This window comes from Agarivorans sp. Toyoura001, from assembly GCF_005405585.1.
Classification (GTDB): domain Bacteria; phylum Pseudomonadota; class Gammaproteobacteria; order Enterobacterales; family Celerinatantimonadaceae; genus Agarivorans.
In genome coordinates this window covers 12,538-36,958 of the sequence record NZ_BJEQ01000022.1, presented here as the reverse complement: position 1 = coordinate 36,958, position 24,421 = coordinate 12,538, and the positions used below count along the sequence as shown (strand labels likewise).

Below are 24,421 nucleotides of genomic sequence, written 5' to 3'. Positions count from 1 at the left end.
CTGTTAACGGTTTTATGACGCGGAGCTTTATTCATGCCTTCAGTGCTTTTACAACAACAGCCTACCAGCTTATCGGAGCATAACCTTGCTCAGATATTTGATGTTATGCCTTCAGGTTTAGTACTACTCGACAATAAAGGTTATGTCGCGCGCGCCAACCCTATTGCTAAAAATTTACTGGGTAAGGACATTGAGCAGCAACGTTGGTTAGACGCGGTGCCTCGTTTATTCTCTCCTAAAGCTGATGACGGCCATGAGCTTTCGTTAGTTGATGGTAGGCGAGTAAAACTAAGTTTATCGCCTTTACAAGATACCCAAGGCCAGCTAATCGTTCTTACCGATATGACGCATACTCGTCAACTTCAAGCAAATGTTGCCAAACTACAGCGTATGTCTGCGCTAGGGAACATGGTGGCGTCGTTGGCGCATCAAATTAGAACCCCTTTGTCTGCGGCGATGTTGTACGGCTCTAACCTGTCGAATAAAACTTTGTCAGAGAATGCGCGAGACAGCTTTCGAACCAAGATGATGGCAAGACTTGAAGATTTAGAAATTCAAGTAAACGATATGTTGTTGTTCGCCAAAAGTGGCGAACAAATGGTGGTTAACTATGTGCCGATTGGTCAACTGATTGAGCAACTTAAAGCCGCTACAGATGCTTGTGTTCGTCAACACAATGTAGAGCTGCGTTTGTCGGTTGTAAATCCAAATACCGAGCTGTTGGTAAATGCTAGCGCTTTAGTATCAGCGCTGTCGAACTTAGTTGAAAATGCTGCTCAACTAAGTGGTAGTGACAAACCTATATCCGTTTCAGTCACTACCTCTGAGAGTGAAGTTGTTATTGAGGTTGAAGATCAAGCTGGCGGAATAGACAAAGCACAACAACATAAAGTATTCGAACCTTTTTATACCACTAAACAGAATGGAACAGGTTTAGGGCTAGCGGTGGTCAAATCAGTGGTGAGTGCTCACCATGGTTCCATTGAGCTCACTGGCACTGAACTTGGTAGCCGCTTTGTCGTGACATTACCGTTGCCGGAAGTGCAGCACCAAGACCTTGCTGTAGGAGGGCATTAAGATGAGCCAATCAACGATTTTAATTGTAGAAGACGATGCTGGATTAAGAGAGGCATTAGTCGACACTTTGTCTTTAGCTGGCTATTTATGCGAACAAGCTGATAGTGCTGAAGCTGCGTTATTAAGCCTTAACGACCTGCAAGTAGATTTAGTGGTTAGCGATGTGCAAATGAGCGGAATGGATGGCTTAAGTTTGCTTAAAAATATTAAGCAAAAATGGCCGCAAACCCCCGTATTATTAATGACAGCCTACGCAAAAATAGACGATGCAGTGTCTGCGATGCGAGATGGTGCAATTGATTATCTGTCTAAACCATTTTCTCCTGAAGTTCTGCTCAATCAAGTAGGGCGCTATGCACCTTCGATCAAAGTAGAAAAGCGTGAGCCTATATATGGAGACCCTTCTACGGAGGCGCTGCTAAAATTGAGCCAAAAAGTTGCAGCTTCAGAAGCTTCCGTTCTAATAAGTGGGCCTAGTGGTGCCGGCAAAGAAGTATTATCTCGCTATATCCATGATTGCTCCCCGCGAAGCGAGCAAGCATTCATTGCGATTAACTGTGCGGCAATACCTGAGAATATGCTTGAGGCAACGTTATTTGGTTACGAAAAAGGAGCCTTTACCGGTGCTATTAAAGCGTGTCCGGGTAAGTTTGAACAAGCGCAGGGCGGTACCATATTACTTGATGAAATTAGCGAAATGGATTTGGGCTTACAGGCTAAACTTTTGCGGGTGCTACAAGAGAAAGAAGTAGAGCGTTTGGGTAGCAGGAAAATGATTCAATTGGATGTTCGAGTTATTGCTACTAGCAACCGAGACATGCGTGAAATTGTTCGCCAAGGCTTGTTTAGAGAAGACCTGTATTATCGCTTAAACGTTTTTCCTTTAGCGTGGCAACCACTCAATCAACGTAAGGGCGATATCCTCCCACTGGCTAATCACTTACTTAGCCGCCACAGCCCCAAAACTCACGAACTTAGTTTAAGTGCTCAGCATAAGTTGATGAACCATACGTGGCCGGGTAATGTGCGTGAATTAGATAATGTGATGCAACGAGCGCTAATTTTGGCAAACGTGTCTACAATCGATAGCGACTGTTTAGTGATAGAAAATCAATTAGAGCCGCTAAGTGTTGCCCCTATTTTGGAAGAGCAAAGTTTAACTCCCGAACCTCTTGGCAATGAACTTCGCCAACAAGAGCAGCAGATCATTTTAGAAACACTCAAGGCTTGTCACGGAAAACGTAAAGATGTTGCCGAAAAACTGGGTATAAGTCCACGCACTTTACGTTACAAACTAGCGCGTATAAAAGACTCAGGAGTGCAGCTTCCAGCTTGATAGTTGGCAGCAGACAAGGGTGATATAAAGCAGTATGTCAGTACGATATACTGCTTTTTTGTTCAAAAATGCGATAAGCGTTCGCTGTATTTTGTTTTTTATTAATAATTTAATGAGGCGAATCGTAGCCTATTCACGTATAATGCGGCCGAATTTTTAGTTCTCATATATGGCTAGATGAGAACTTGCATTATGCTTTTGGACATTATGGAGGACTCATGACTCAACACGTTCCAGTGGTAACCATCGACGGGCCAAGTGGCGCAGGGAAAGGTACGTTGTGCCAAAAACTTGCCCAGCATTACAATTGGCAACTTCTCGATAGTGGGGCGATCTATAGAGTCTTAGCCTTAGCAGCAATTCACCATGAAGTTGCACTAGACAATGAAGATGCGTTAAGCCTACTAGCTGCTCATTTAGATGTGCGCTTTGAAGCGCGAGATGGTAGTACCGTTGTTATTTTAGAAGGCGAAGACGTATCGCTTGAGATACGCCAAGAAACAGCCGGTAACGCAGCGTCTAAAGTCGCCGCTTTTCCTCGAGTAAGAGAAGCATTGCTTCGTCGCCAGCGTGGATTTAGAGCTGAGCCAGGGTTAATTGCCGATGGCAGAGACATGGGAACGGTTGTTTTTGTTGACGCCCCAGCCAAGATTTTTTTGGATGCGAGTGCGGCGGAACGCGCCCAACGGCGCTATAATCAGTTGCAAGATAAAGGCTTTGATGTTAGTTTTGACCACCTTTTGAGCGAAATTGAAGAACGAGACCAACGAGATAGAAACCGTTCGGTTGCTCCTTTAGTTCCCGCTCAAGATGCGTTAGTAATTGATTCAACTTCTCTTTCTATTAATGAAGTCGTATCAATGTCGATAGCGTTTATCGACGAAAAATTAACCCAGTAATCACTGGGAATTAGCTCACCTATAACATGGATGAAATAGGTGTTTTTTATTAACCCCATTTAGCCGGATTGCTGAGTGGACGTTTCTATATGTGTAAATTAAAAAATGACTGAATCTTTTGCTCAACTCTTTGAAGAGTCTCTACAGAATTTGGAATTCCGTTCTGGTTCTATTGTTAAAGGTACTGTAGTAGGTATCGAAAACGGTATGGTACTAGTAGACGCTGGCCTTAAGTCAGAATCTGCAATCCCTGCCGAGCAGTTTAAAAATGCTGCTGGTGAATTAGAAATTGAAGTAGGCGCTGAAGTAGACGTAGCCCTTGACGCTGTTGAAGATGGTTTCGGTGAAACTGTTCTTTCTCGCGAGAAAGCTAAACGTCACGAAGCGTGGATCCAACTTGAGAGTGCTTACGAAGAGCAAGCAACGGTTGTTGGTATCATCAATGGTAAAGTTAAAGGTGGCTTTACGGTTGAAGTTAACACCATCCGTGCATTCTTGCCTGGTTCACTAGTTGACGTTCGCCCTGTTCGCGATACTGCTCACCTAGAAGGCAAAGAGCTTGAATTTAAAGTTATCAAGCTTGACCAGAAACGTAACAACGTAGTGGTATCTCGTCGTGCTGTTATCGAAACTGAAAACAGTGTTGAACGTGATCAACTTCTTGAGAACCTTCAAGAAGGCCAAGAAGTTAAAGGTATCGTTAAGAACCTTACTGACTACGGTGCATTCGTTGATCTTGGCGGTGTTGACGGTCTACTACACATCACTGACATGGCTTGGAAACGCGTTAAGCACCCAAGCGAAATTGTTAATGTTGGCGATGAAATCAACGTTAAAGTACTTAAGTTTGACCGTGAGCGCACTCGTGTATCTCTAGGTCTTAAGCAACTGGGTGAAGATCCATGGGTAGCAATTGCTAACCGTTACCCAGAAGGTGCTCGTCTAGAAGGTCGCGTAACTAACCTTACTGACTACGGTTGTTTCGTTGAGATCGAAGACGGTGTTGAAGGTCTAGTTCACGTTTCTGAAATGGATTGGACTAACAAAAACATCCACCCATCTAAAGTGGTTAACGTGGGTGATCTTGTTGAAGTTATGGTATTGGATATTGACGAAGAACGTCGTCGTATCTCGCTTGGTTTGAAACAGTGTAAAGTTAATCCATGGGAGCTATTCGCTAGCACTCACGATAAGAACGACAAAGTTTCTGGTAAGATCAAGTCTATCACTGACTTCGGTATCTTCATCGGCCTTGACGGCGGTATTGACGGTCTTGTTCACCTATCTGACATCTCTTGGGATGCTCAAGGTGAAGAAGCGGTTCGCGACTTTAAGAAAGGCGACGAAATCGAAGCTGTTGTACTACAAGTTGACGCAGAACGTGAGCGTATTAGCCTAGGTGTTAAACAGCTTGCTGAAGACCCGTTCAACAACTACCTTGCTGACCTTAAGAAAGGTGCCTTAGTTAACGGTACTGTTTCTGAAGTTGATGCTAAAGGCGCAACAATTGAATTAGCAAATGGCGTTGAAGGTTACTTACGCGCTGGCGATGTTAGCCGTGACCGTGTTGAAGACGCTTCACTTGTTCTTTCTGTTGGCGATAAACTTGAAGCTAAGTTTGTTGGTGTTGACCGCAAGAACCGTGTAATCAGCCTTTCTATCCGTGCTAAAGACGAAGCGGACGAGAAAGAAGCAATGGCTACTCTGAACAAGAAAGAAGATGCTCAGATTGGTAACGCTATGGCAGATGCATTCAAATCAGCCCTTAAAGGCGAATAATCTCTAAATCTTTTTTTAGATTTATGTGATTGAATATTGGGGGGGACTTGTCCCCCCCAAGTTCTTTATCTACACTGGTATTAGTTCCCTTTATCAATGGCTTGGAGAATCCATGACTAAATCTGATTTGATTGAAATACTCGCTAGTAAACATATTCAATTTACCAGTAAAGAAATTGAGTCGGCAATTAAAGAAATTCTTGAGCAAATGACTGGTTCTTTACAGGAAGGCGACAGAATTGAAATTCGCGGTTTTGGTAGTTTTTCCTTACATTTTAGAGCGCCGCGTGTAGGCCGCAATCCCAAAACTGGCGAGAAGGTTGAGTTGTCTGGGAAGTACGTTCCCCACTTTAAACCTGGTAAAGAATTAAGAGAACGCGTGAATTCTGGCCTATAGTATTGTTTCTTTTACAATTAGGTGTTCTTGGCTGGTTTAATTAACGTGATTGCTGCATAATTTCCCTAGCTTTTGTTTGGCTTCGGAGGTTATGTGAAAGCAATATTTTCTACATTAATTTTGATCGTACTGTTTGTAACAGCGTTAGCGATAGGGGCTCAAAACGATGAAATCGTTGGAGTAAACTATCTTATTGCTGAATCTGACATGCGTTTATCTTGGTTAATGGCTGGCTTGTTCATTGCCGGCTTCATATCCTGTTTACTGTTTTTATTGGCTTTTTATACTCGCATTAGACTCGAAAGTGCCGGTTTAAAAAGGCGTTTAGCTAAACAACAAAAACAACTTAATAAATTGCAAGATGAGATGGTCAAGGATAGTTAATGCTGGGCTTGTTGTTCTTGTTATTGCCTGTTGCCGCCGCTTACGGTTGGTATATGGGGCAACGCAGTGTTAGACAAAATCAACAGCAGCAAGCTAACCATGTTTCAAAGCAATATGTTGAAGGTTTAAATCTTCTCCTTTCTAATCAATCTGACAAAGCTGTCGATCTATTTGTAGAACTGTTACAAGTAGATTCTGAAACCATCGATACTCACTTAGCCTTGGGCAACTTGTTTCGCCAACGTGGTGAAGTGGATCGCGCCATTCGTATTCATCAAAACCTTATTGCCCGCGAAGGCATCGATATCGAACAGCGTAATCTAGCTTTGCAACAACTGGCCAAAGATTACTTGGCTGCCGGTTTATTTGATAGAGCCGAAGCATTACTGATAGAGCTACAAGATGAGCCTGAGTATCGCCAGTTAGCTCTAAAACAATTATTAAGTATTTACCAGCAAACTCGAGAATGGCCGCAAGCGATTGCTGTGGCGAAGAAAATCGACCCCAAAGAACTCACCGATGTCGCAACCCAAATTGCCCATTTTTATTGCGAACAAGCGCAAGAGTTAGAAACAGCGGGTAAGCTAAGTAAAAGTATTGGTTTGCTTAAAAAAGCACTAACTGTAGACAAGAACTGTGTGCGAGCTAGCCTTCACTTAGCGCAACTACAAAGCGCAGAAGGTGATTTTAAGGCTGCTCTTAAGAATCTTAACCGCATCCCAGAGCAAGATATCGATTTTGCTTCTGATGCGTTAACGCTCTACAAGTTATGCGCCGAAGGATTAGATAAGCCTGAGTATTATCAACAGTTTCTCGAATATTGTTTATCGTTAAAAAGCATTGCTAGTGTGCTAGTCGAGCTCTCGGCTATTTATCGCGAGGCGCATGGCGCAGAGCAAGCTCAGGATTTATTGGTGGATGAACTCAAACGTAACCCCACCATGAAAGGATTTCATCATTTAATGGGCCTTCACTTGGAATCAGCTGAAGAAGGTCAAGCTAAGCAAAGTCTTCAAGTATTACGAGGACTAGTTACCCAACAACTAAAAATAAAACCCCATTATCAATGTCGTCGATGCGGATTTTCGTCGCATTCTATTTACTGGCACTGCCCATCTTGTAAAAGTTGGGGCACAGTAAAACCGATAGTGGGGCTCGACGGAGAATAGTGAGATGCAAGACCCTAAGGTATTAGTCGCCCTTGATTATGCAGATTTAGATCAATGTATGGCGTTTGTTGAGCAATTAGAACCAGGCTCTTGTCGCCTTAAAGTAGGCAAAGAAATGTTTACCTTGTTTGGACCTCATCTAGTGGAAAGCTTGCATAAGCGTGGGTTTGAGGTTTTTCTAGACCTAAAGTTTCATGATATTCCTAACACGGTTGCCAAAGCTGTTGTAGCTGCAGCAGAGTTAGGCGTGTGGATGGTGAATGTGCATGCCAGCGGTGGTCGACGAATGATGGAAGCTGCTAAGGCCGCTTTAGCGCCCTATGGTGATAAACGCCCTAAATTGATTGCTGTGACTGTGCTAACCAGCATGGATGAGTCTGATTTGTTAGATTTAGGCATTGAGTTAAGCCCTCAGCAGCAGGTAGAGCGTTTAGCGAGTTTAACTAAACAATGTGGTTTAGATGGAGTGGTGTGTTCTGCTCACGAAGCAAGGGCTTTAAAATCTTTGTTAGGTGAAGAGTTTGCCTTAATCACTCCTGGTATTCGCCCAACTGGAAGCGCTCAAGGTGACCAGCGACGAGTTATGACGCCGGTTGAAGCGATTGCTGCAGGTTCCGATTATTTAGTTATTGGGCGACCAATTACTCAAGCGGCTTCTCCAGCCGCAGTATTAACCCAAATTAACCAAGAGTTAACTGCTTAATGGCTGGCGATTCCATAAAGGACACCATACTACTAAGGCAATAGTTAACCCTAACAAAGTGAAGATTAGGTGGGCATCGGTTGCTACATCGATGCCTATCATTTCGGTTACCCATGGATCTCCGCCGTATATCTGCTCTATCACAAGCTTAATGCCTAAACCTGTCAGCACAATGAAACCTAGTTTGATTTTGCCTTTCATTAGATCAATAAGTGCAGCGTAAGCTAGTAAACCATGAATGATTCCCGATAAGCCTACATACTCATCATACTTAGCCAATAAAAGAGCAAGCCCGCCCACTAAGCCAAGCAAGATACTCAAGGCTAGAAAGTGCCGATTAGATAGTCGGTCATCATAAACAAAATAGATCAGGGTTAAGGTGGCGATGTTCATTAGCCAATGAATCAGATTATTGTGGCAAAAGTTGCCGCTTAATACTCGCCAGTACTCGCCTTCGATGATTAAGTGCTTGTTCCAACTGGCTAGTTCAGTATGGGCCAGTAATACCCAGCTTAGCGCTAGCGTTAACCAAATAAACCAAAATTGCTTGAGTAAATAATTAAACATGTTTATTCGTAACTAAGAGGATCGTTGACTTCATTCAGCTTGAAAGCCTCTAGGCGTTCTTGGCAAGCACCACATTTTCCACAGGCTAAGTCTCGACCGTTATAGCAAGTCCAAGTTTTAGCGTAATCTAAGTTCATGGCTAAACCATCACTTAAAATATCTATTTTAGATTGCTCTAGATAGGGGCTGATGACTTCAACGGCCTCGTAATTGGCAATAAGGCTAACCTCGTTCATCTTTCTTACAAACTCTGGTCGGCAGTCAGGGTAAATAGCGTGGTCTCCAGAATGCGCACCATAGAATACTTTTTTTGCGCCTATCGACACTGCGTAACCAATAGCTAAAGATAACAAAATCATATTGCGGTTAGGTACTACGGTCGATTTCATTGATTCTTCTTGATAATCGCCTTCTGGAATATCAATGTCAGACGTTAATGAAGAGCCTTCGAGCAGCTGATTGATACTACTAATATCAACAATTTTGTGTCCAACAGACAGTTCATCACATACGTTTTTAGCATATTCGAGTTCTTTGATGTGACGTTGACCATAGTTAAAGCTTAGAGCAAAGGGTTGCAGCCCAAGTTGCAGTGTTTTATGTAATACGGTGTAAGAATCCATACCACCTGAATATATAACGACGGCCTTTTCTTTCATTTTTTGCTCTTTAAAATATGTTCTAATACTGATGTCGATTTTCGCTTATTATGATTTAGGATACAAATGCCACAGCCCACTTTACCGATTAATGAAATTTTTGAAACGATACAAGGTGAAGGCTTTCACACTGGGGTGCCTGCTGTTTTTATTCGTTTGCAAGGCTGCGACGTTGGTTGTTCTTGGTGCGATACTAAACATACTTGGGAGGTGTTGGCTGCGGATAAGGTTCAGGTAGAGCAAATTATCGGGGTGAGTGGTGATACTGCGCGTTGGGCTGGCTATAGTGTAGAGCAGCTACTGAAAGTATTAACTCAGTACAGTGGTACACATATCGTTATAACTGGCGGTGAACCGTGCATTTATGATTTAGAACCGCTTACTAGCGCATTAATTAGTCACGGGAAATCGGTACAAATAGAAACTAGTGGTACTTATCCCGTTAAAGCAAATGGAAAAACGTGGGTAACCGTTTCACCTAAAGTGGCGATGAAAGGCGAAAAAGAAATTTTGATTGAAGCTCTACAAAGGGCGAATGAAATAAAGCATCCTGTTGCACGTGAACGCGATCTAGAGAATTTAAACGAGCTATTGGCTCGTTTGCCAGAAGAGCATCACGCATTAGTCTGTTTACAGCCTATTAGCCAACAACCTCGAGCCACAGAGTTGTGTATTGAAGCTTGTATTAAAAATAACTGGCGTTTGTCTTTGCAAACCCACAAATATATCGGAATAGAATAAAACTCCCGCTATTGAGTGGTGATGTTTATTTTACTTAATTAAGGATTGTTATGGCGATTTTGGTCACTGGTGGAGCCGGGTATATTGGTAGCCACACTGTTGTAGAATTATTAGCGCAAGGCGAAGATGTTGTTATTGTCGATAATCTTTGTAATTCACACCCTGTTTCTATTGATAGAGTTGAACAAATTTGTCAAAGAAGGCCAATTTTTTATCAGGCTGATATTCGCGATAAAAATGCCTTGGTTGAAGTGTTTTCAAAACATAGCTTCACGTCGGTTATTCACTTTGCTGGTTTAAAAGCGGTGGGTGAATCTACGACTATCCCTTTACACTATTATCAGAATAACGTTGCGGGTACTTTAGTGCTTTGTGAAGTAATGGCTGAGCATGGCGTAAAAAATTTAGTGTTTAGTTCTTCGGCAACGGTATACGGTGACCCTCATACTGTACCGATTGTAGAAAGCTTTCCTACTGGTGCGACCAACCCTTATGGTCGTTCAAAACTTATTGTTGAAGAAATGCTTGGCGATTTATATAAGTCAGATAACGAATGGAATATCGCTCTGCTACGTTATTTTAATCCGGTAGGGGCACATAAATCTGGGTTAATTGGCGAAGATCCAAATGGTATTCCTAATAACTTGATACCTTATATTACTCAAGTTGCAGTAGGACGTTTGGCTCAACTTAGCGTGTTCGGCGATGATTACAATACTGTTGATGGCACTGGTGTACGCGATTATATCCACGTTGTTGATTTAGCCAAAGGTCACTTAAAAGCCTTAGCTAAATTGGATGCAAAAGCGGGACTAGTAACCTATAACCTAGGTACCGGCCAAGGTTACAGTGTACTAGAAATGCTTAAAGCGTTTGAGAAGGTGTCTGGGAAAACGATTGCTTATCAAATATCACCTCGTAGGCCGGGTGACATCGCCGCTTGTTATTCTGACCCAAGTTTGGCTAAACAAGAATTAAACTGGCAAGCTGAATTAAATTTAGATGATATGGCCGAGGACTCTTGGCGATGGCAACAAGGCAATCCCAATGGATTTGCATCTTAATAATACATAATGATAAAAAAAGGAGCCGCTAGGCTCCTTTTTTTATGCGTAATGCTAATTAAATAAGGAAGTCTTCTTTAGATTTTCCTTCATTTTTTATGGCACGCTGAATTGGTGAGGGTGTTCTTCCTTGACCAGTCCAGGTTTTATCTTCGCCATTTTCATCAACAAACTTGTATTTAGCTGGAAGAGGCTCACGTTTTTTACGCTCTTTAACAGGAGTATCTTCAATAATTGATAAGAGTTCGCTTGGGTCGATTCCATCTTGCTCAAGCAAAGTTTTATATTTTTCTAACTTTTCGCGTTTTTCTCGCTGTAGTTTATCTTCTTCAGCTTTTAGAGTGTAACGCTCATCTAGAATGACTTTTAATTTATTAAAGCTTTCTTCTAGCTGTTCTATCGATAATTCTTTTGTAGCGGCTTTAAGACTTCTTGCGTTTAGAAATACCTTGATGAAATCGCTCATGTTAATCCTGTTATATTTTATTAAGTTTTAATCAATCAACATTTAAATTCTAATTACTTATTAAGCCTTGTCAATTAAGTCACAGTAAATAACTGAATTGATATTTAATTTTCGATTAATACGAAATCAACTCAATGGGTTGAAAGCTCTGCTTTTGTGGGTATAATCCAGCTACTAACGCTAAATTGTAGAGGAGCGCTGGTCAAAAGTAGTGTGGAATGGGGTGATGCCAATGATTCTGTACGAAAGGGGCCCGCGCCGAAGTAACAAGTACCATCTAAACTTGTTACTGGTGCAGTGTTTAATAAATGCTGCATTGTCATAGTACACACTATGGAGAGCTACAGGGTGCATACGTTCAAAGTATGGCTATCACTCAGTTTGCTCTCTAAACAACAATAACAGAGAAAACATGCAAACTATTTCATATACAGATTCCATATTGTCTATCTTACCCCCAGTTATAGCCCTTTTAGTGGCACTAGCTACTCGCCGCGTGGTTGTGGCGTTAAGCTGCGGTATTTTAACCGGTGCATTGTTGTTAAGTAATTTTTCCTTTGGGGCTAGCGCGGTTTATCTTACCGAACTGGCTAGCGGCCTGGTGTGGGACGACGGACTAAACCTATGGAATCTACAAATCATTCTTTTCTTACTGCTATTAGGCGGTATGACCAGTTTAATGACAGCAACCGGGGCTACATCTGCTTTTGCTCATTGGGCACAAAAGCGCATTAAAACTAAGCGCCACGCAACGGTTACTACGGCACTCTTAAGCTTTGTGGTGTTTGTAGATGATTATTTCCATAGTCTTGCTGTGGGCAGTGTAGCGCGCCCGCTGACAGATCAAGCTGGTGTGTCTCGAGCAAAACTAGCTTACCTGCTCGATTCGACCGCCGCACCCATGTGTGTACTTATGCCTTTATCTAGCTGGGGTGCTTATATTATTGCCTTAATTGGCGGTATTTTGGTGACACACGGAATTACCGACATCAGCCCATTAGCAGCCTTCGCCGCAATGATTCCACTTAACTTCTACGCCATTTTTGCTTTGTTAATGGCACTAACGGTCGCTTATTTTAATCTAAACATTGGCCCAATGACGCAACACGAAAAAGCAGCGTCAGATGGCGAATTGTTTGATAAAACCAAGGGGATTCCAGCGGGCAGTGTTAATCATGACTTCCAGGCGGAAAATGGCTCACCTTTAGGTTTGGTGCTGCCAATTGTGCTACTCACTGCGGTTACTTTCGCAAGCTTTGTTGTTACTGGTGCGAATGCTATTGAAGATGGCCAAGCTTTTGGTTTGTTGGCAGCATTGGAAAATACTGATGTCACCTTGTCTTTGGTAACGGGTGGCATAGTAGGTTTGTTGGTTACTATTGGTTTCGCATTAAAGCAACAACTTAGCCTTACACAGTTATCAAATGCTATTTGGTTAGGTTTAAAAGCAATGAGCCCGGCAATTATTATTCTGCTATTTGCTTGGTCTATTAGTGGTGTTATTGGTGATATGGAAACGGGTAAATACTTGGCCGCTAAATTAGACGGTGCAATTAACCCAGCAATGTTACCAGTGCTTATTTTTGTATTAGCTGGCGTAATGGCCTTTGCCACAGGCACCAGTTGGGGTACCTTTGGTATCATGCTACCTATTGCAGCAGATATGGCAGTAGCCAGCGAAGTGAGCTTAATTTTACCTATGTTGTCGGCAGTGTTAGCGGGAGCGGTATTTGGTGACCATTGTTCGCCTATTTCCGACACGACTATTTTGTCTTCTACTGGTGCGGCTTGTCATCATATTGACCACGTAGCCACGCAGCTACCTTATGCTTTATTGGTAGCCTTTATTAGCATCGCTAGTTATTTGGTGATGGGGATGAGTGGAAGTGTGATCGCAGCGTTAGCTATTGGCTTACTATTATTTGCGATTATTAGCGCGGCTTTGTACCATCGCCAACAAACATCTGTAATCGCTGTAAATAGCTAACAAGTCGGGACAATCGCAGTAAATGGCTTCACTACACTTTAAATATGCCGCTATGAATTCGGGTAAATCCACCCAATTGATTCAAGCTCACTTTAATTACCAAGAGCGCGGCATGAACCCTTTAGCGCTTATACCTGCTATGGATACTCGTGACGGAATAGGGATTATTAAAGCGCGGGTAGGGTTATCGCTAGAAGCTGAAACCTTTTGTAAACAGCAAAACTTGTTTGAGCTATTGCAGCAAAAGCAGCAACAGACTAAACAAGACGTAGTGATCGTAGATGAAGGTCAGTTTTTAAGCCGCGAGCAGGTGTATCAATTGGCAAAAATTGTCGATGAGTTAAATATTCCAGTGATGGTTTATGGCCTTAAAACTGATTTTATGGGCGAGTTGTTTGAAGGTGCTTATCACTTACTGTGTTTGGCTGACAAGCTAGAAGAGCTTAAAACTATTTGCTGGTGTGGCAATAAAGGGCACTTTAATGCGCGTATTGATCAACACGGGCAAGTGGTTAGCGAAGGGCAACAAATTGAAATAGGTGGCAATGATCGTTACGTTTCATTATGCCGTAAACACTTTATTCAAGGCAATGCTGGCGAAGCTTAGTGTTTGTTTGAAAGATCGTTAAGGGCGTCGTTACAGCGGCGCTCTGCCGATTTTAGCTCCATTAATACCACTTGAATATCTTCTAACTGCTGCAACAAACTCTGTTTTTTTAATTTTATATTATCGATTAAGTCAAAAACCTCATCTGTGTTAGTGAGTTTGGCGTCGTACAAATCAAATAACTCTTTTATTTCGGTTAAGGAAAAACCTAAACGTTTGCCACGCAGGGTGAGCTTGAGGCGCAATTTGTCGTGTTTGCTGTAAAGGCGTTTAGTTCCCACCCTTAATGGTTGAATCAAACCTTGGTCTTCATAAAAGCGAATGCTGCGGGTACTGATGGAAAATTCTTTAGCTAAGTCGCTAATCGTAAATGGTGTTTTGGTATTAGCCATGGCGTCCCTCAGTAAAATGCTTGCTCACTGAAGAGTGGGTGATAGTGTCGGCTTGGTCAAGTTAGAGAAATAGCAACCGGCGCTAGGCCGGTTGCTATCAGCGTTAAAAGCTATGGTTATATTGAATTGCAGCGATGTAGGCATCGCCTTTCGATACAAACTCAACGCCTTCTTCGTTAAAGCCGCCTTCTTTACCTTGAATGTAAGTAAAGCCGGTATCAATACTGCCTTTATCGCTTAGGTGATAAGTAAAGCCAACGCCGTAGTTGTAACGGTCGTTATCTGGAATACTAATGGTTTTGTGGGTGCGTGATGGGCTTTGGTCAAAGGCCATACCAGCACGTAGTTCCCAAGCTTGATTTAGATACCAGGTACCGCCAAAGGATACACGGTAAGAATCACTAAACTGCTCTTGTTTATTCAAGACACTGCCAATGCCTTCAGAGGTAGCATCTATCTCTTGGAAGGTGCTCCAACCTGTCCATACATAGCTATAGTGAACCGCGACAGAGTCGTTTAAGCGGTTGTAGCCAGATACTTCAAAAATATCAGGTAAATTTAGGGTTAACTCACCAGGAATAGTGTCACCACTAGTACCGTATGGGTTATCACTTAATCCAGAAGGAATGTCTGAGTGGTAGTCGCCTTTAAATTTCAAATCAACTTTAGAGCGGTAACTCATGCCAAAGCGGTGATCTTCATTTACTTCCCACATACCGCCGATGTTCCAACCAAAGCCCCAACCATCACCTTCTAGTGACGCTGCTGTACCGCCTGCTGGAAATGGGCCTCCAGTGCCAAAGTTACGGACTAATTTGGCTGTTCCGTAAACCGCATTTACGCCAGCACCAACACTAAATTGCTGATTGATTCTATATGATACATTCGGGTTTAGATTTAGCGTAATAAGCTCAGTCTGACCGGCTAAAGCGCCTGCTGCGTAATCCGCAGGGTAATCTGTAGACAAACCAAAGTTTGTAAACATACCTACACCCCAAGCCCACTTGTCACTTAGTGGTTGAATAAAATAACCCGCTGGCACAGCTGCACCAGGAACTACATCATCGTTGGTTAGGGCTTTATCTATTTCGTCTACGCCTGTATTACCTTTTACGTAAACGTCAGGAGAAATATAGGTTAATGCGCCTGACACCGCGATGGTATCAAACATAGACATGGCGGCAGGGTTACGTGCCATTACCGAAGCATTGTCAGCAATAGCGGCTTCACCAGCAAATGAACGGCCAAGTCCCGTAGCAGAGTGTTCTACCAATTGAAAACCTGCAGCGTTTACATGGCCGGCAGTGAGTGTAGCTGACGCGGCAAGTAGCGCGAGTGGCAATTTCCTTATTTTCATCGTTCCCTCTCTAATACGGGTGGAGTTTATTATCATTCGAAGTCTTGATTAGACCTCTGACCAGATTAAAAGCAAATCGCTCAAATGTTAAGGTGCTGTTAACGGTTTATTTCAAAAGTTGGAGCTGCTGCACAAAAGTTAAACAAGTGTTTAATCTTTAGTCGTAGAGCAATATAAGGGAGGATAGAGATTAATCAAGTAATGAATTGAAAGACTTAGCTGTTCGCTTTAAAAATAATCAACGCCACCTGAAGGATCAGGTGGCGTTGTAGATGTTAACACTTAAATCGCTTGGTTGAGATCTGCGGTTAAAAACGCCAAGGTTTTCTCAATCGGTTCATTACGCTCACCCACCACAACTAAACTGGCATGAGATAAGCTGCCAACCATGCCGTGCATTTTCTTGTCGGCAAAGCTTTGTACTGCTTGTAGTTCAGTAGTTTTAGGCACTACAAATACATTAACATTTGAACCCATTTTACCTTTCATAATCATATGAAACGCTGGGCTGCCAGCGTAGGCACAATGATTCACATACACTACATCACCTGGCAACTCATCAAAACTTGCCCCGTAACGCGCCAACTTGGCGTTAATGGTTTGTAAGCTTGGTTGCTCATCAACACCGCTGGTATAAGGCATTTCATGGTAGACATGCTGCAAAGCAACTTGCCCCATATCATCATAGCCAGCAGGCACTTGCCAATTTACCAAGCTAAAACTTAGCCCGATAACAAAAGCGATTGAGGCGGCCATAGCAATGTGCACGCGTGTTTTTCGACGATATTGCACTTGCGAATCATCAAAGCTTTGGCTCAATATTAAACGCTCGGCTAGGGCGTCTGGAACCTCAACGTTTAGTGCTTGTTCTAATTTGCATTCAAATTGTTGCATGTCGTCGAACAGTTTTTTGTTTTTCGGCGTCCTAGTTGCTTCCTCTATGAGCGCATCACTACGCTCACGAGGATTGGTATACAACTGGCGGCGAAACTCTAGCTCATCCATTACTTTGTCCTCGATTCTGGTCATCTTCTAGGGCTTCTTTTAGCTGGTTACGTGCTCTAAATAGCCGAGTCATCACTGTATTTTTATTGAGTTCTAACATGTCGGCTATTTCGTCCCCACTAAATCCACCAATTACTTGTAGGAGCAAAGGTTCTTTGTACTCGGGAGCGAGCTTATCTATTTGGCGGCGTAACCATTCATTCTCGATTTGCTGCTCGGTTGATGTGGCATTCACATCAGCAACAGAATGGTCTTCGATATCTACCAAGTTAAACTGCTTACGCTCGAAGCGGCGAGCATTCTCACGCCTTAGAATGGTTATTAACCATGCTTTAGCGGCCTTTTCATCTTTAAGGCTGTCGAGTGAACGCCAAGCTCTAAGGAACGTCTCCTGAACTATGTCTTCGGCAATATGTTTATCCTTTACTAGCCAATAGGCGTAACGATAAACATCCCGGTTGTAAGCCTGAACTAAGGCTTCGTAACGTTTTTGTTTTGCTTCCATATCCGACATGACCGAGTCGGTTTGGTTTTTCTTTCGAAAAAAATCAACAACCATGTAAATTCCTAGATAAAAGGCATTAGGCTAATCTGTTATGATACGCATCAAAGAGACCTGCTTTGGTCTATGTTACACACTATACACCTGATTTCGCCTTGGTTTAGATTGAAGAGTTATAACTAAGGCCTGTTGTAAATTAAAGGAAAATAGATGAAAACCAAGTTAGAAGAATCTGAAACTTGTTGTTGTGTTGATGTTGGCGCTGTGATCGATGGCGAAGAACTTACCGCAGTAGTCGAAGAGTTATTTACCGAGCAACAGCAAGCTGAAACGCGCCTAAGCAATTTAGTTGAGAAAGCCCGCAAAGCTGAATCTGATCCTTGTGAGATTAGCAGTGAGATTAGTGCAGTTGAAGGCGGCTTTAAGCTGGCCGCTTCTTTCACATTTGCTTGCCAAGCAGAAAGCCTAATCTTTCAACTAGGCTTAAACCGCTAAGCTTATGGATTGAGTGAGGATAGCGCTGGCTGTTCTTGCTCTTTTATTTTTGCCAAGGTGCTTTTTAGTGCAGCACAACGCTGATAAAAATCTGCTAAATTCAATCTCTGCTCTTGCTCTCCACCCCAATTAGACTTGCTAAGAATCCGTAGTAGTGAAGCAAACTGCTTTGAAGGAGCTTGTTGAGCCAACCATTTTTGCAGCGCTTGTTCAGCTTGTTTGCCTTGTTGCTGTTTACAGGCATCAGCAAATTGTTGCCAGTTATCATCCACTGCGGGTGGGAAATCAGTGTTTACCGGTGAATGAACATTAGTTTTTTGCTTTTGTATACGGGTGAAAATTGCGATTAATAGCGCAAGAGTGATTAACCACGCTATTGCAAAAAACCATGTCCATAAGGAAGTCGCAGGCTCCGTTACGGTAATGGCTTGCGCAGCTAGGTTTGTTTGAATCGGCGCCAATTGTTGGTTAACAGGCGCAGGCACCACAGTGATAGTGCGCTCTGCGACTTTCGCTAAAGCTTGTGCATCTTTGCCTAAATCCCACCATGCCAATGACCAGCCGGGTAGGGTGATTTCACCAGGGTTTACCGGAATAAGCGCTACATTCAAGCTGCGTTGAGCGAAAACAATACCGTCTTTTACAATGGTACGGTCTTGATAGGCTTCAGGGTATACGCGAAAGTCATCACCGTAGTCGAGTGTGATGTCGGGCAATTGGTCTTCGGTAATGCCTGCCACAGTTAAGTTGATAATTCGGGTAAAGGCTTGGCCTTGTTCGTAGTCACTTTGCAGGGGTTGTACTTCTTCGTATAGCAGCAAATCAGTAGAGGGTAGCCAAGTTCCAGGGAAATCTGCTGGTGGGGCTTTTACTTCTAATGACAAAGTTTGCGCGGCAATGTCTACCGGGCGGGCTCGGCGATTAATATCATTAGCCAGTCCACTCAAACGTGGGCCTCTTACTTCAAACTGACCGGCTTTTTCTGGCGTAATCAGCCATTGTCGAATTAGCGTGCGGTAGCGCTTACCGTCTATTACCTCTAAATCTTGTTTATCGTCACCCAGTTTTTCTATTTTTGCTCCTAACATGCTTGGCGCAATAATGTTGGCCTGATCGAGGCTATTGGCGACCCAAATTTTGGCGGTAAAGCGCACTGGCTGACCAATGTAAACTTCAGCGTTGTCTAAGCTTACTTCCATTCGAACCTGATCTTTACTCGGTTCAATGGCTTCTATTACTTTGGCTTGCAGCTGAATAGGAATAGTTTGCTCACCACCAATGTTAAAGGAAGGGATAAGATAGGTCCCTTCGTCTCTCACTAATAAGGTGGTTGTCCAACGAGTTTGAGTAGACGATACGCCGTTAATGCTTGAGTGCTGGCGACTAGTTGACGTGCCGCCCACTACAAATTTTTGCCTTAACAGCACCGAGGAATCGAATTCGCTGGCTGGTAAGGTATCGTTAGCCACAATTTCTAAGGTAAAGGCTTGATTAACCGCGACTGGGTTTTGGCTAACTGTAGCGGTAACTTCGGTGGTGGCGTAGCTATTTAGGCTAAGTAAAAGAATAAACAATAGGCTGAGCGCTTTCACTTACCAATTCTCCTGATTGCTGGCTTGACGGCGACGTTTTTGATACTCGAGATACATTTTATTTCGCAACAGTAAGCTCGGGTCGTTGGGCAAGTTTTCTAGCCACTGCTGTAATTCGTCTTGATTGAGATCTTCTGGCGAGCCTGCTTGAGTCGCTTGTTGCTGTTCGGCATCTTCTTGGGACTCACTAGGTTCTTCGGCTTGAGCTTGCTGTTGTTCATCTTCGCCCGCTTGCTGCTCCGACTCTTGCTCACTCGCCTGTTGTTCTTCTGATTCTGGCGGAGATTGCTCACCTTCACCTTGCTCTGATTGCTGTTCCTGCTGGTCGTTAGAGTCTTGTTGCTCAGAATCATCTGATGATTGTTGAGATTGTTGCTGTTGGTTTTGCTGTTGCTCCAACAGTTGTTCTATTACTGATTTATTGTGCGCTGCAGCTTCTAGCTCGGGGTTTCGTTGTAGAGCTTGCTCGTAGGCTGAAATAGCTTCGGGGTATTTTTCTAACTGACTTAAGGCATTTCCTTGATTGTACCAACCTTCAGCACTGTCATCTTGGGCAAAAAGTTGCTGAGCCTGTTGATATTCGCCGGCTTTATAGTGTGCCGATGCTTGCCAATTGGGATCGGTAAATAACTCAGCAGCGTCTTTAAATTGTTCTTGTTCAAAAGCCTGTTGGGCCTGTTGTGCTTGGTTTTTCCAAATGTCAGCGGCACTAGCGGGTTGTATAGAAATGAAGCTGGTTACGGTTAAGCAAACAATCAATAAATCGGCGCGGCGAACGCTGTTAAGCAAAAGCAATAAAATGAGGGGTAGTAAGAAGTAACCGACGTCTTTGCGTATTTGCCCTTGTTGGGCACTTTGTTGCTCATTATCTGCTTTACGGCTGCGTAAAGAGGCCAGTTTTTCAATGTCGCTATTATCGGCTGAAATGAGCTGACAAATACCGCCAGTTGATTGGCAGAGCGGCAAAAAGAACTCGGCTTGTAACTTTGGAATAACAATGCTGCCGTATTGATCTTTAAGCATACTGCCGTCTTCAAGCGGGATTGGCGCGCCTTCTTCAGTGCCAAGGGCTAGCATCGAAAACCGCAAATTATTGTCTTGCAAGCTGGCGAGGCTTAAGTCCATTTGTTGTTGGTTGATGCCATCACCGATAACTATTACATCGCCTTTGGCATAACCCGCTTGTTTAACTAGCTGAGCGGCTTGTTCTATGGCTAGATTAAGCGCCGATCCATGAGCTGGCATTAACTCTGGTTTTAAATGCGGTACTAAATTAGCCAATGTATTGGTATCACTGCTTAAGGGGCTGAGTACAAATGCATCTCCGGCAAAGGCAATTAATGCTGTTTCACCATCGCGCCATTGTTTAAGTAAATCCAGCGCCTTGTATTTAGCCAGCTCTACGCGGTCGGGTTTTACATCGCGAGCACGCATAGAGTAAGACATGTCCATGATTAAAACGCGGGCACTTCCCTCGCGGTACAGGGGCACATTATCACTGACAATGCTGGGCCCACTTAAGGCGAATAGAATTAATGCAAACAAGGCTGCAAGCGGCCATTGTGAATGCTTGTGTTGTTTGGGCGAGCTCACTAAATACTTGGCAATGTTTGGACTGAGCAATTGGCTCCAAGCAGATTGTTCTCGGCGATGCTTTTTAAACAATAGCAGCAGTAATAGCGGGCTCAGCAATAACCACTCGGGACGCAATAAACTGATATCTTGCATTATTGAACCTCCTTTGTAGCGCTGAACCGCTGGCTAATGAGCGGAGCTGCCAGGCTAATTAACAACACTAAAGCCGCTAGAGCCAGTGGCCAATAATACAGTTCATATTGCGGGCGATAGTATTGCTCTGCTTCAGAGATAGGGTTGAGTGCGTTAATTTCTTCATAAATCTGGGCTAGCTCATCGGTGCTGCGCGCCCGATAATACTGGCCGCCGGTCATATCCGCGATTTTTTGCAGTGACTCCTCGTCTAAATCATGTGAAGGATTGACTTTGCGTGTACCAAACAAAGTTTGTTGCAGCAGCTCATCAGCGCCGACCCCAATGGTGTAAATCACGACTTGGTTTTTTGCTGCCATCTCGGCCGCTTGCATTGGGTCTACTGTGCCAGAGGTGTTTTGCCCGTCGGTAAGCAAAATGAGTATGCGCTGCTCGGCAGGGTGGTTCATTAATTGTTTTATGCCAAGGCCAATGCCTTCACCAATCGCTGTTCTGTCACCCACCAAACCATGCACTAATTCATCCACCTGAATTAACAAGGAGTCCATGTCAAAACTTAAAGGTGAAGAGAGGTAGGCGTGGTCGGCAAACAATATCATGCCTACGCGATCACCTCGGCGTTGGTCAATAAACCCTTTGAGCAATACTTTTAAGGCGGTTAAACGATCTACCGCTTCGTCATTAAGTTGCATGTCTTTAATTTGCATACTGCCCGACATATCGACGGATAACAGTAAATCGCGCCCTTGCTCGTTAATGCCTTGCACTTGGTCGTCGAGCCAAACAGGGCGAGCAAACGCCACTAAACAAAGTAGCCAAACTAGCCATTTCAAGCCTTGTTTTAGCGGGCTGTTGGTTTTCTCTAATACGGCTTGTTGTTGGGTAAAGGGTAAGCTGGTATTAAGCAGTTGCTCGTTTTGTTGTTCTTGTTGGGAGCCACTAAAACGCTCTACTAACCAAAGCAGCGGCAGGGCAACAAATACATAAGGCCAAATAAACTCAAACATGCCGGCCTCCTGTTTTTGATGTTATTGGGCTTGGAGTGTGAAGGCCAAATAGTGAAGCTGCGGTAAGTGGTGGGCGTAACTGTTTGATCCACTTTTTGCACAGTTTGGCTATATCTTCATCTAATGCGGGCGCATCGGCGGCATAGAGTTGTTGCTGCCATTGGCTTTGTAATTCAATGAATGCATGTTGTTTCCCGCTGTAAGTGCTGTCTAAAAAGCTGAGCCAAGCCTTGCCACTCAAAGAGGCGACTTGTTGGCGCGGGTAATAACTTAAGGCTAAGCGCTTCATTAGCTGATTGGTGTCGGCTAAGTTCATTGGCTGTTGTTTTAGTGCTTGTAGGGCTTCTTGGCGCGGCTTACACAACTGTTGGTAACGCCAAGCAGCAAATAGGCTTAGTGCCAGTAACAATACTAATGCTACCGCGAGCACCCACCAACCTACAGCGGGTAAGGCTGTTTCAAAGTTACTGGGTAAAATAATGTCTTTTAACTGGGCTAAGGGGTTTGATTGCTCAGGCATAGTCCTGCCACTCGAAAGCTGTGGAAAAATGTTGATGAGGAATGCGAGCTTGTTGGAGCATGACATCTATGGATTGCTGACGCTGCTTCGCTAAGCGCATAAATTGCTGGCGAAACGTTTTGTTGTCGGGTTGCAAATAGCCTTCTTGCTTGCCATTACTTACTTGCAGCTGCTGAGCACTAGAGGAGCGAGGTAGCTGCTGTTCTAAGGGGTCGCTTATTTGCCAAGCAAATACTTGATTGTGGCTAGATAAGCGCTGTAAGTGCAACGCAGAGGCTTTATCAAAATGATAGAAATCACTGATTAAATGTACCTGATAACCGGTTTTTACTAGTTGGCACAAGGTTTCTAAGCTAGCGTTTGGCGAGCTTTGAATGATTTGGCTACTGTTTAAGGCTGAAAACTGTTGGTTATGTTGCTCAACAATGGTTTGTAGCTGGGCTAACCAATGGGTTCTGCTCGCTGCCGGTTTTTCGTTATGGCTATGCTCACCTAGATGAAGCATTAACGCGACCCGTTCGCCAAGCTGCTGGGCATTCCAACCTAAACAAGCGGCCAGCTCACTGGCAAACACAGATTTAAGCTTCTCGCCACTGCCAAAATACATGGAGTGAGATAAGTCGAGAAAGATAAATACCGGGTGCTCTCGGTCTTCTCTAAACAGCTTGGTATGAGTTTTACCTGTGCGCGCAGTGACTCGCCAATCAATACAGCGAATGTCGTCACCGGGTTGGTAATGGCGCACTTCATCAAACTCCATGCCACGACCACGTACTTTACTTAAGCGATTGCCATGGCGACTGCTAGATACATTGCGCCAAGGCGGCATTTGCAAATGAATGGCACGCGCTTCAATAAGCTGCTCTATATCTACACTAACTGGCGACTGCCGCGTAATGGTATCCATTAGGCAAATGCAACCAACTCAATTAAGCGCTGAATAACCGCGTCGGCTTGAATGCCTTTGGCTTGGGCTTGGTAGCTAAGTAGCAAGCGGTGGCGCAATACCGGGTAGGCAAGTTGCTGAATATCTTCTGGGCTAACAAAGTCCCTACCTTCTAACCAGGCTTTTGCGCGAGCGGCACGGGCCAAAGAAATACTGGCTCGTGGGCTGGCTCCAAACTCTAACCATTGGCTAAACTCATCGGTGTAGCGCTCAGGCTCACGAGTGGCAACGACTAGATCAACAATGTATTGATTAAGCTGCGGCGCAATATGTACTTCCATAATGGCGCGGCGCAAGGCAAATAATTTTTGTTGAGTGAGTGGCTCTGGCTGGCGTAAGTGTACTTGCTTGGCTTCACGCTCAGTGAGTTCTAAGATCTTTAATTCGTTTTCGGCATCAGGGTAGTTCAAGCACAATTTAAACATAAAACGGTCAAGCTGGGCTTCAGGTAAAGGGTAAGTCCCTTCTTGTTCAATCGGGTTTTGGGTTGCCATTACCATGAATAGCTTAGGCAGTGCATAACTGCTGCTACCTACGGTGATTTGCTGCTCAGCCATGGCTTCTAACAAGGCCGATTGAACCTTGGCGGGGGCACGGTTAATTTCATCAGCCAATACCAAGTTATGAAAGATAGGCCCTTTTTGGAAACTGAAACTGGCCGTTTCTGGGTGGAATACATCGGTACCGGTTAAATCTGCTGGCAGCAAGTCGGGCGTAAACTGGACTCGATGAAAGTCACCTTCTATACATTCTGATAGCGCTTTAACTGCGCGGGTTTTTGCTAAACCTGGAGGGCCTTCTACAAGTATGTGCCCATCAGCTAACAAAGCGATAAGTAATTGATCAATAAATTCTGTTTGGCCAACAATGCTTTGATTAAGATAGTCTTTAATGGCCGATAAAGTGTTATTGCTCATTTTTTCCCTTGAATTGTTCATCGCTGGGGGATGATAAAACACTCTGGCGAATGGCTCAAAATTTTCCTTTAAATTTGACGGCTTAATTGCAGTTTTAATCACTTGTTTGAATTTTGTGAAGAAAT

At 43.7% G+C, this 24,421-nt stretch carries 26 protein-coding genes and 1 riboswitch; of the genes, 13 read left to right on the top strand and 13 right to left on the bottom strand.

Going from position 1 to position 24,421, the window contains the following annotated elements; genetic code table 11:
- Nucleotides 1–33: 33 nt before the first annotated feature.
- The 8 genes from FFR00_RS19245 to pyrF all read left to right on the top strand — a co-directional run bounded on the left by FFR00_RS19245 (nt 34) and on the right by pyrF (nt 7,744).
- The gene (locus tag FFR00_RS19245; RefSeq protein WP_137675045.1) at nt 34–1,077 is read left to right on the top strand and encodes a PAS domain-containing sensor histidine kinase; all 1,044 of its coding nucleotides are present in this window, start codon (nt 34–36) and stop codon (nt 1,075–1,077) included.
- 1 nt (nt 1,078) lies between these two features.
- Entirely contained in the window at nt 1,079–2,413 is a 1,335-nt protein-coding gene (locus FFR00_RS19240; RefSeq protein ID WP_137675044.1) for a sigma-54 dependent transcriptional regulator, read from the top strand.
- Nucleotides 2,414–2,631: 218 nt separating this feature from the next.
- A complete protein-coding gene (gene cmk, locus FFR00_RS19235; RefSeq protein ID WP_137675043.1) occupies nt 2,632–3,312 on the top strand; it encodes a (d)CMP kinase in 681 nt (226 codons plus the stop codon).
- Between the two features lie 105 nt (nt 3,313–3,417).
- The gene (gene rpsA, locus FFR00_RS19230) at nt 3,418–5,091 is read left to right on the top strand and encodes a 30S ribosomal protein S1 (protein WP_137675042.1); all 1,674 of its coding nucleotides are present in this window, start codon (nt 3,418–3,420) and stop codon (nt 5,089–5,091) included.
- A 112-nt stretch (nt 5,092–5,203) separates the two neighbouring features.
- On the top strand, nt 5,204–5,488 hold the full coding sequence (locus FFR00_RS19225; protein ID WP_137675041.1) for an integration host factor subunit beta: 285 nt from the start codon (nt 5,204–5,206) through the stop codon (nt 5,486–5,488).
- A gap of 93 nt (nt 5,489–5,581) precedes the next feature.
- On the top strand, nt 5,582–5,872 hold the full coding sequence (locus FFR00_RS19220; RefSeq protein WP_161985209.1) for a LapA family protein: 291 nt from the start codon (nt 5,582–5,584) through the stop codon (nt 5,870–5,872).
- Nucleotides 5,872–7,041 (top strand): lipopolysaccharide assembly protein LapB, encoded by a 1,170-nt coding sequence (gene lapB / locus FFR00_RS19215; RefSeq protein ID WP_137675039.1) that lies wholly within the window; start codon nt 5,872–5,874, stop codon nt 7,039–7,041. Before FFR00_RS19220 ends, lapB begins: the two co-directional genes overlap by 1 nt.
- Before the next feature lie 4 nt (nt 7,042–7,045).
- A complete protein-coding gene (pyrF, locus tag FFR00_RS19210) occupies nt 7,046–7,744 on the top strand; it encodes an orotidine-5'-phosphate decarboxylase (protein ID WP_137675038.1) in 699 nt (232 codons plus the stop codon).
- Here pyrF and rrtA read toward each other — a convergent pair.
- The gene (gene rrtA / locus FFR00_RS19205; protein ID WP_137675037.1) at nt 7,733–8,311 is read right to left on the bottom strand and encodes a rhombosortase; all 579 of its coding nucleotides are present in this window, start codon (nt 8,309–8,311) and stop codon (nt 7,733–7,735) included. The genes pyrF and rrtA overlap by 12 nt on opposite strands.
- A gap of 2 nt (nt 8,312–8,313) precedes the next feature.
- Entirely contained in the window at nt 8,314–8,970 is a 657-nt protein-coding gene (gene queC, locus FFR00_RS19200; RefSeq protein WP_137675036.1) for a 7-cyano-7-deazaguanine synthase QueC, read from the bottom strand.
- 66 nt (nt 8,971–9,036) lie between these two features.
- Here queC and queE point away from each other — a divergent pair, with 66 nt between their 5' ends.
- Both queE and galE read left to right on the top strand, forming a co-directional pair.
- On the top strand, nt 9,037–9,711 hold the full coding sequence (gene queE, locus FFR00_RS19195) for a 7-carboxy-7-deazaguanine synthase QueE (protein WP_137675035.1): 675 nt from the start codon (nt 9,037–9,039) through the stop codon (nt 9,709–9,711).
- Nucleotides 9,712–9,761: 50 nt separating this feature from the next.
- On the top strand, nt 9,762–10,775 hold the full coding sequence (galE, locus tag FFR00_RS19190; RefSeq protein WP_137675034.1) for a UDP-glucose 4-epimerase GalE: 1,014 nt from the start codon (nt 9,762–9,764) through the stop codon (nt 10,773–10,775).
- A 58-nt stretch (nt 10,776–10,833) separates the two neighbouring features.
- Here galE and FFR00_RS19185 read toward each other — a convergent pair whose 3' ends face one another.
- Nucleotides 10,834–11,241, bottom strand: a complete 408-nt coding sequence (locus FFR00_RS19185) for an H-NS family nucleoid-associated regulatory protein (protein WP_137675033.1) — start codon at nt 11,239–11,241, stop codon at nt 10,834–10,836.
- Between the two features lie 180 nt (nt 11,242–11,421).
- A riboswitch (Lysine riboswitch) is annotated at nt 11,422–11,593 on the top strand.
- Nucleotides 11,594–11,653: 60 nt separating this feature from the next.
- Between FFR00_RS19185 and FFR00_RS19180 the strand changes: the two genes are divergently transcribed.
- Complete coding sequence (locus FFR00_RS19180; RefSeq protein ID WP_137675032.1) at nt 11,654–13,228, top strand: Na+/H+ antiporter NhaC family protein; 1,575 nt, start codon at nt 11,654–11,656, stop codon at nt 13,226–13,228.
- A gap of 22 nt (nt 13,229–13,250) precedes the next feature.
- Nucleotides 13,251–13,835: a thymidine kinase gene (locus FFR00_RS19175; protein ID WP_137675031.1), complete on the top strand. Its 585-nt coding sequence runs from the start codon at nt 13,251–13,253 to the stop codon at nt 13,833–13,835.
- Here FFR00_RS19175 and FFR00_RS19170 read toward each other — a convergent pair.
- From FFR00_RS19170 to FFR00_RS19155, 4 genes are all read right to left on the bottom strand, one after another.
- Nucleotides 13,832–14,227 (bottom strand): MerR family DNA-binding transcriptional regulator, encoded by a 396-nt coding sequence (locus tag FFR00_RS19170; protein WP_137675030.1) that lies wholly within the window; start codon nt 14,225–14,227, stop codon nt 13,832–13,834. The two genes, FFR00_RS19175 and FFR00_RS19170, sit on opposite strands and share 4 nt — an antisense overlap.
- A 103-nt stretch (nt 14,228–14,330) precedes the next feature.
- Complete coding sequence (locus tag FFR00_RS19165; RefSeq protein WP_137675029.1) at nt 14,331–15,584, bottom strand: outer membrane protein transport protein; 1,254 nt, start codon at nt 15,582–15,584, stop codon at nt 14,331–14,333.
- A gap of 282 nt (nt 15,585–15,866) precedes the next feature.
- A complete protein-coding gene (locus FFR00_RS19160; RefSeq protein WP_137675028.1) occupies nt 15,867–16,613 on the bottom strand; it encodes a DUF3379 family protein in 747 nt (248 codons plus the stop codon).
- Nucleotides 16,582–17,148 (bottom strand): sigma-70 family RNA polymerase sigma factor, encoded by a 567-nt coding sequence (locus tag FFR00_RS19155; RefSeq protein ID WP_137675027.1) that lies wholly within the window; start codon nt 17,146–17,148, stop codon nt 16,582–16,584. Before FFR00_RS19155 ends, FFR00_RS19160 begins: the two co-directional genes overlap by 32 nt.
- A 153-nt stretch (nt 17,149–17,301) precedes the next feature.
- Between FFR00_RS19155 and FFR00_RS19150 the strand changes: the two genes are divergently transcribed.
- Nucleotides 17,302–17,586 (top strand): DUF406 family protein, encoded by a 285-nt coding sequence (locus FFR00_RS19150; protein WP_137675026.1) that lies wholly within the window; start codon nt 17,302–17,304, stop codon nt 17,584–17,586.
- A gap of 2 nt (nt 17,587–17,588) precedes the next feature.
- Here the strand turns inward: FFR00_RS19150 and FFR00_RS19145 are convergent, their stop codons facing one another.
- From FFR00_RS19145 to FFR00_RS19120, 6 genes are read right to left on the bottom strand one after another with little or no spacing between them, the layout of a single operon-like run.
- The gene (locus FFR00_RS19145) at nt 17,589–19,178 is read right to left on the bottom strand and encodes a BatD family protein (RefSeq protein ID WP_137675025.1); all 1,590 of its coding nucleotides are present in this window, start codon (nt 19,176–19,178) and stop codon (nt 17,589–17,591) included.
- A complete protein-coding gene (locus FFR00_RS19140; RefSeq protein ID WP_137675024.1) occupies nt 19,179–20,906 on the bottom strand; it encodes a VWA domain-containing protein in 1,728 nt (575 codons plus the stop codon).
- Entirely contained in the window at nt 20,906–21,913 is a 1,008-nt protein-coding gene (locus FFR00_RS19135) for a VWA domain-containing protein (protein WP_137675023.1), read from the bottom strand. The genes FFR00_RS19140 and FFR00_RS19135 overlap by 1 nt, the downstream gene beginning before the upstream one ends.
- Nucleotides 21,906–22,433 (bottom strand): DUF4381 domain-containing protein, encoded by a 528-nt coding sequence (locus FFR00_RS19130; protein ID WP_161985208.1) that lies wholly within the window; start codon nt 22,431–22,433, stop codon nt 21,906–21,908. Before FFR00_RS19130 ends, FFR00_RS19135 begins: the two co-directional genes overlap by 8 nt.
- A complete protein-coding gene (locus FFR00_RS19125) occupies nt 22,426–23,340 on the bottom strand; it encodes a DUF58 domain-containing protein (RefSeq protein ID WP_137675021.1) in 915 nt (304 codons plus the stop codon). The genes FFR00_RS19130 and FFR00_RS19125 overlap by 8 nt, the downstream gene beginning before the upstream one ends.
- Entirely contained in the window at nt 23,340–24,296 is a 957-nt protein-coding gene (locus tag FFR00_RS19120; protein ID WP_137675020.1) for a MoxR family ATPase, read from the bottom strand. The genes FFR00_RS19125 and FFR00_RS19120 overlap by 1 nt, the downstream gene beginning before the upstream one ends.
- Nucleotides 24,297–24,421 lie beyond the last annotated feature (125 nt).

Bases quoted from the DNA above. Each gene is read 5' to 3' on its own strand.
- pyrF (WP_137675038.1), top strand. From the start codon at position 7,046: ATGCAAGACCCTAAGGTATTAGTCGCCCTTGATTATGCAGATTTAGAT.
- FFR00_RS19175 (WP_137675031.1), top strand. From the start codon at position 13,251: ATGGCTTCACTACACTTTAAATATGCCGCTATGAATTCGGGTAAATCC.
- FFR00_RS19135 (WP_137675023.1), bottom strand. From the start codon at position 21,913: ATGTTTGAGTTTATTTGGCCTTATGTATTTGTTGCCCTGCCGCTGCTT.
- lapB (WP_137675039.1), top strand. From the start codon at position 5,872: ATGCTGGGCTTGTTGTTCTTGTTATTGCCTGTTGCCGCCGCTTACGGT.
- FFR00_RS19125 (WP_137675021.1), bottom strand. From the start codon at position 23,340: ATGGATACCATTACGCGGCAGTCGCCAGTTAGTGTAGATATAGAGCAG.
- FFR00_RS19240 (WP_137675044.1), top strand. From the start codon at position 1,079: ATGAGCCAATCAACGATTTTAATTGTAGAAGACGATGCTGGATTAAGA.
- FFR00_RS19160 (WP_137675028.1), bottom strand. From the start codon at position 16,613: ATGACCAGAATCGAGGACAAAGTAATGGATGAGCTAGAGTTTCGCCGC.
- FFR00_RS19180 (WP_137675032.1), top strand. From the start codon at position 11,654: ATGCAAACTATTTCATATACAGATTCCATATTGTCTATCTTACCCCCA.
- queE (WP_137675035.1), top strand. From the start codon at position 9,037: ATGCCACAGCCCACTTTACCGATTAATGAAATTTTTGAAACGATACAA.
- FFR00_RS19170 (WP_137675030.1), bottom strand. From the start codon at position 14,227: ATGGCTAATACCAAAACACCATTTACGATTAGCGACTTAGCTAAAGAA.
- FFR00_RS19120 (WP_137675020.1), bottom strand. From the start codon at position 24,296: ATGAGCAATAACACTTTATCGGCCATTAAAGACTATCTTAATCAAAGC.
- FFR00_RS19165 (WP_137675029.1), bottom strand. From the start codon at position 15,584: ATGAAAATAAGGAAATTGCCACTCGCGCTACTTGCCGCGTCAGCTACA.
- rrtA (WP_137675037.1), bottom strand. From the start codon at position 8,311: ATGTTTAATTATTTACTCAAGCAATTTTGGTTTATTTGGTTAACGCTA.
- FFR00_RS19245 (WP_137675045.1), top strand. From the start codon at position 34: ATGCCTTCAGTGCTTTTACAACAACAGCCTACCAGCTTATCGGAGCAT.
- cmk (WP_137675043.1), top strand. From the start codon at position 2,632: ATGACTCAACACGTTCCAGTGGTAACCATCGACGGGCCAAGTGGCGCA.
- FFR00_RS19140 (WP_137675024.1), bottom strand. From the start codon at position 20,906: ATGCAAGATATCAGTTTATTGCGTCCCGAGTGGTTATTGCTGAGCCCG.
- FFR00_RS19130 (WP_161985208.1), bottom strand. From the start codon at position 22,433: ATGCCTGAGCAATCAAACCCCTTAGCCCAGTTAAAAGACATTATTTTA.
- FFR00_RS19185 (WP_137675033.1), bottom strand. From the start codon at position 11,241: ATGAGCGATTTCATCAAGGTATTTCTAAACGCAAGAAGTCTTAAAGCC.
- queC (WP_137675036.1), bottom strand. From the start codon at position 8,970: ATGAAAGAAAAGGCCGTCGTTATATATTCAGGTGGTATGGATTCTTAC.
- FFR00_RS19225 (WP_137675041.1), top strand. From the start codon at position 5,204: ATGACTAAATCTGATTTGATTGAAATACTCGCTAGTAAACATATTCAA.
- FFR00_RS19150 (WP_137675026.1), top strand. From the start codon at position 17,302: ATGAAAACCAAGTTAGAAGAATCTGAAACTTGTTGTTGTGTTGATGTT.
- rpsA (WP_137675042.1), top strand. From the start codon at position 3,418: ATGACTGAATCTTTTGCTCAACTCTTTGAAGAGTCTCTACAGAATTTG.
- FFR00_RS19155 (WP_137675027.1), bottom strand. From the start codon at position 17,148: ATGGTTGTTGATTTTTTTCGAAAGAAAAACCAAACCGACTCGGTCATG.
- galE (WP_137675034.1), top strand. From the start codon at position 9,762: ATGGCGATTTTGGTCACTGGTGGAGCCGGGTATATTGGTAGCCACACT.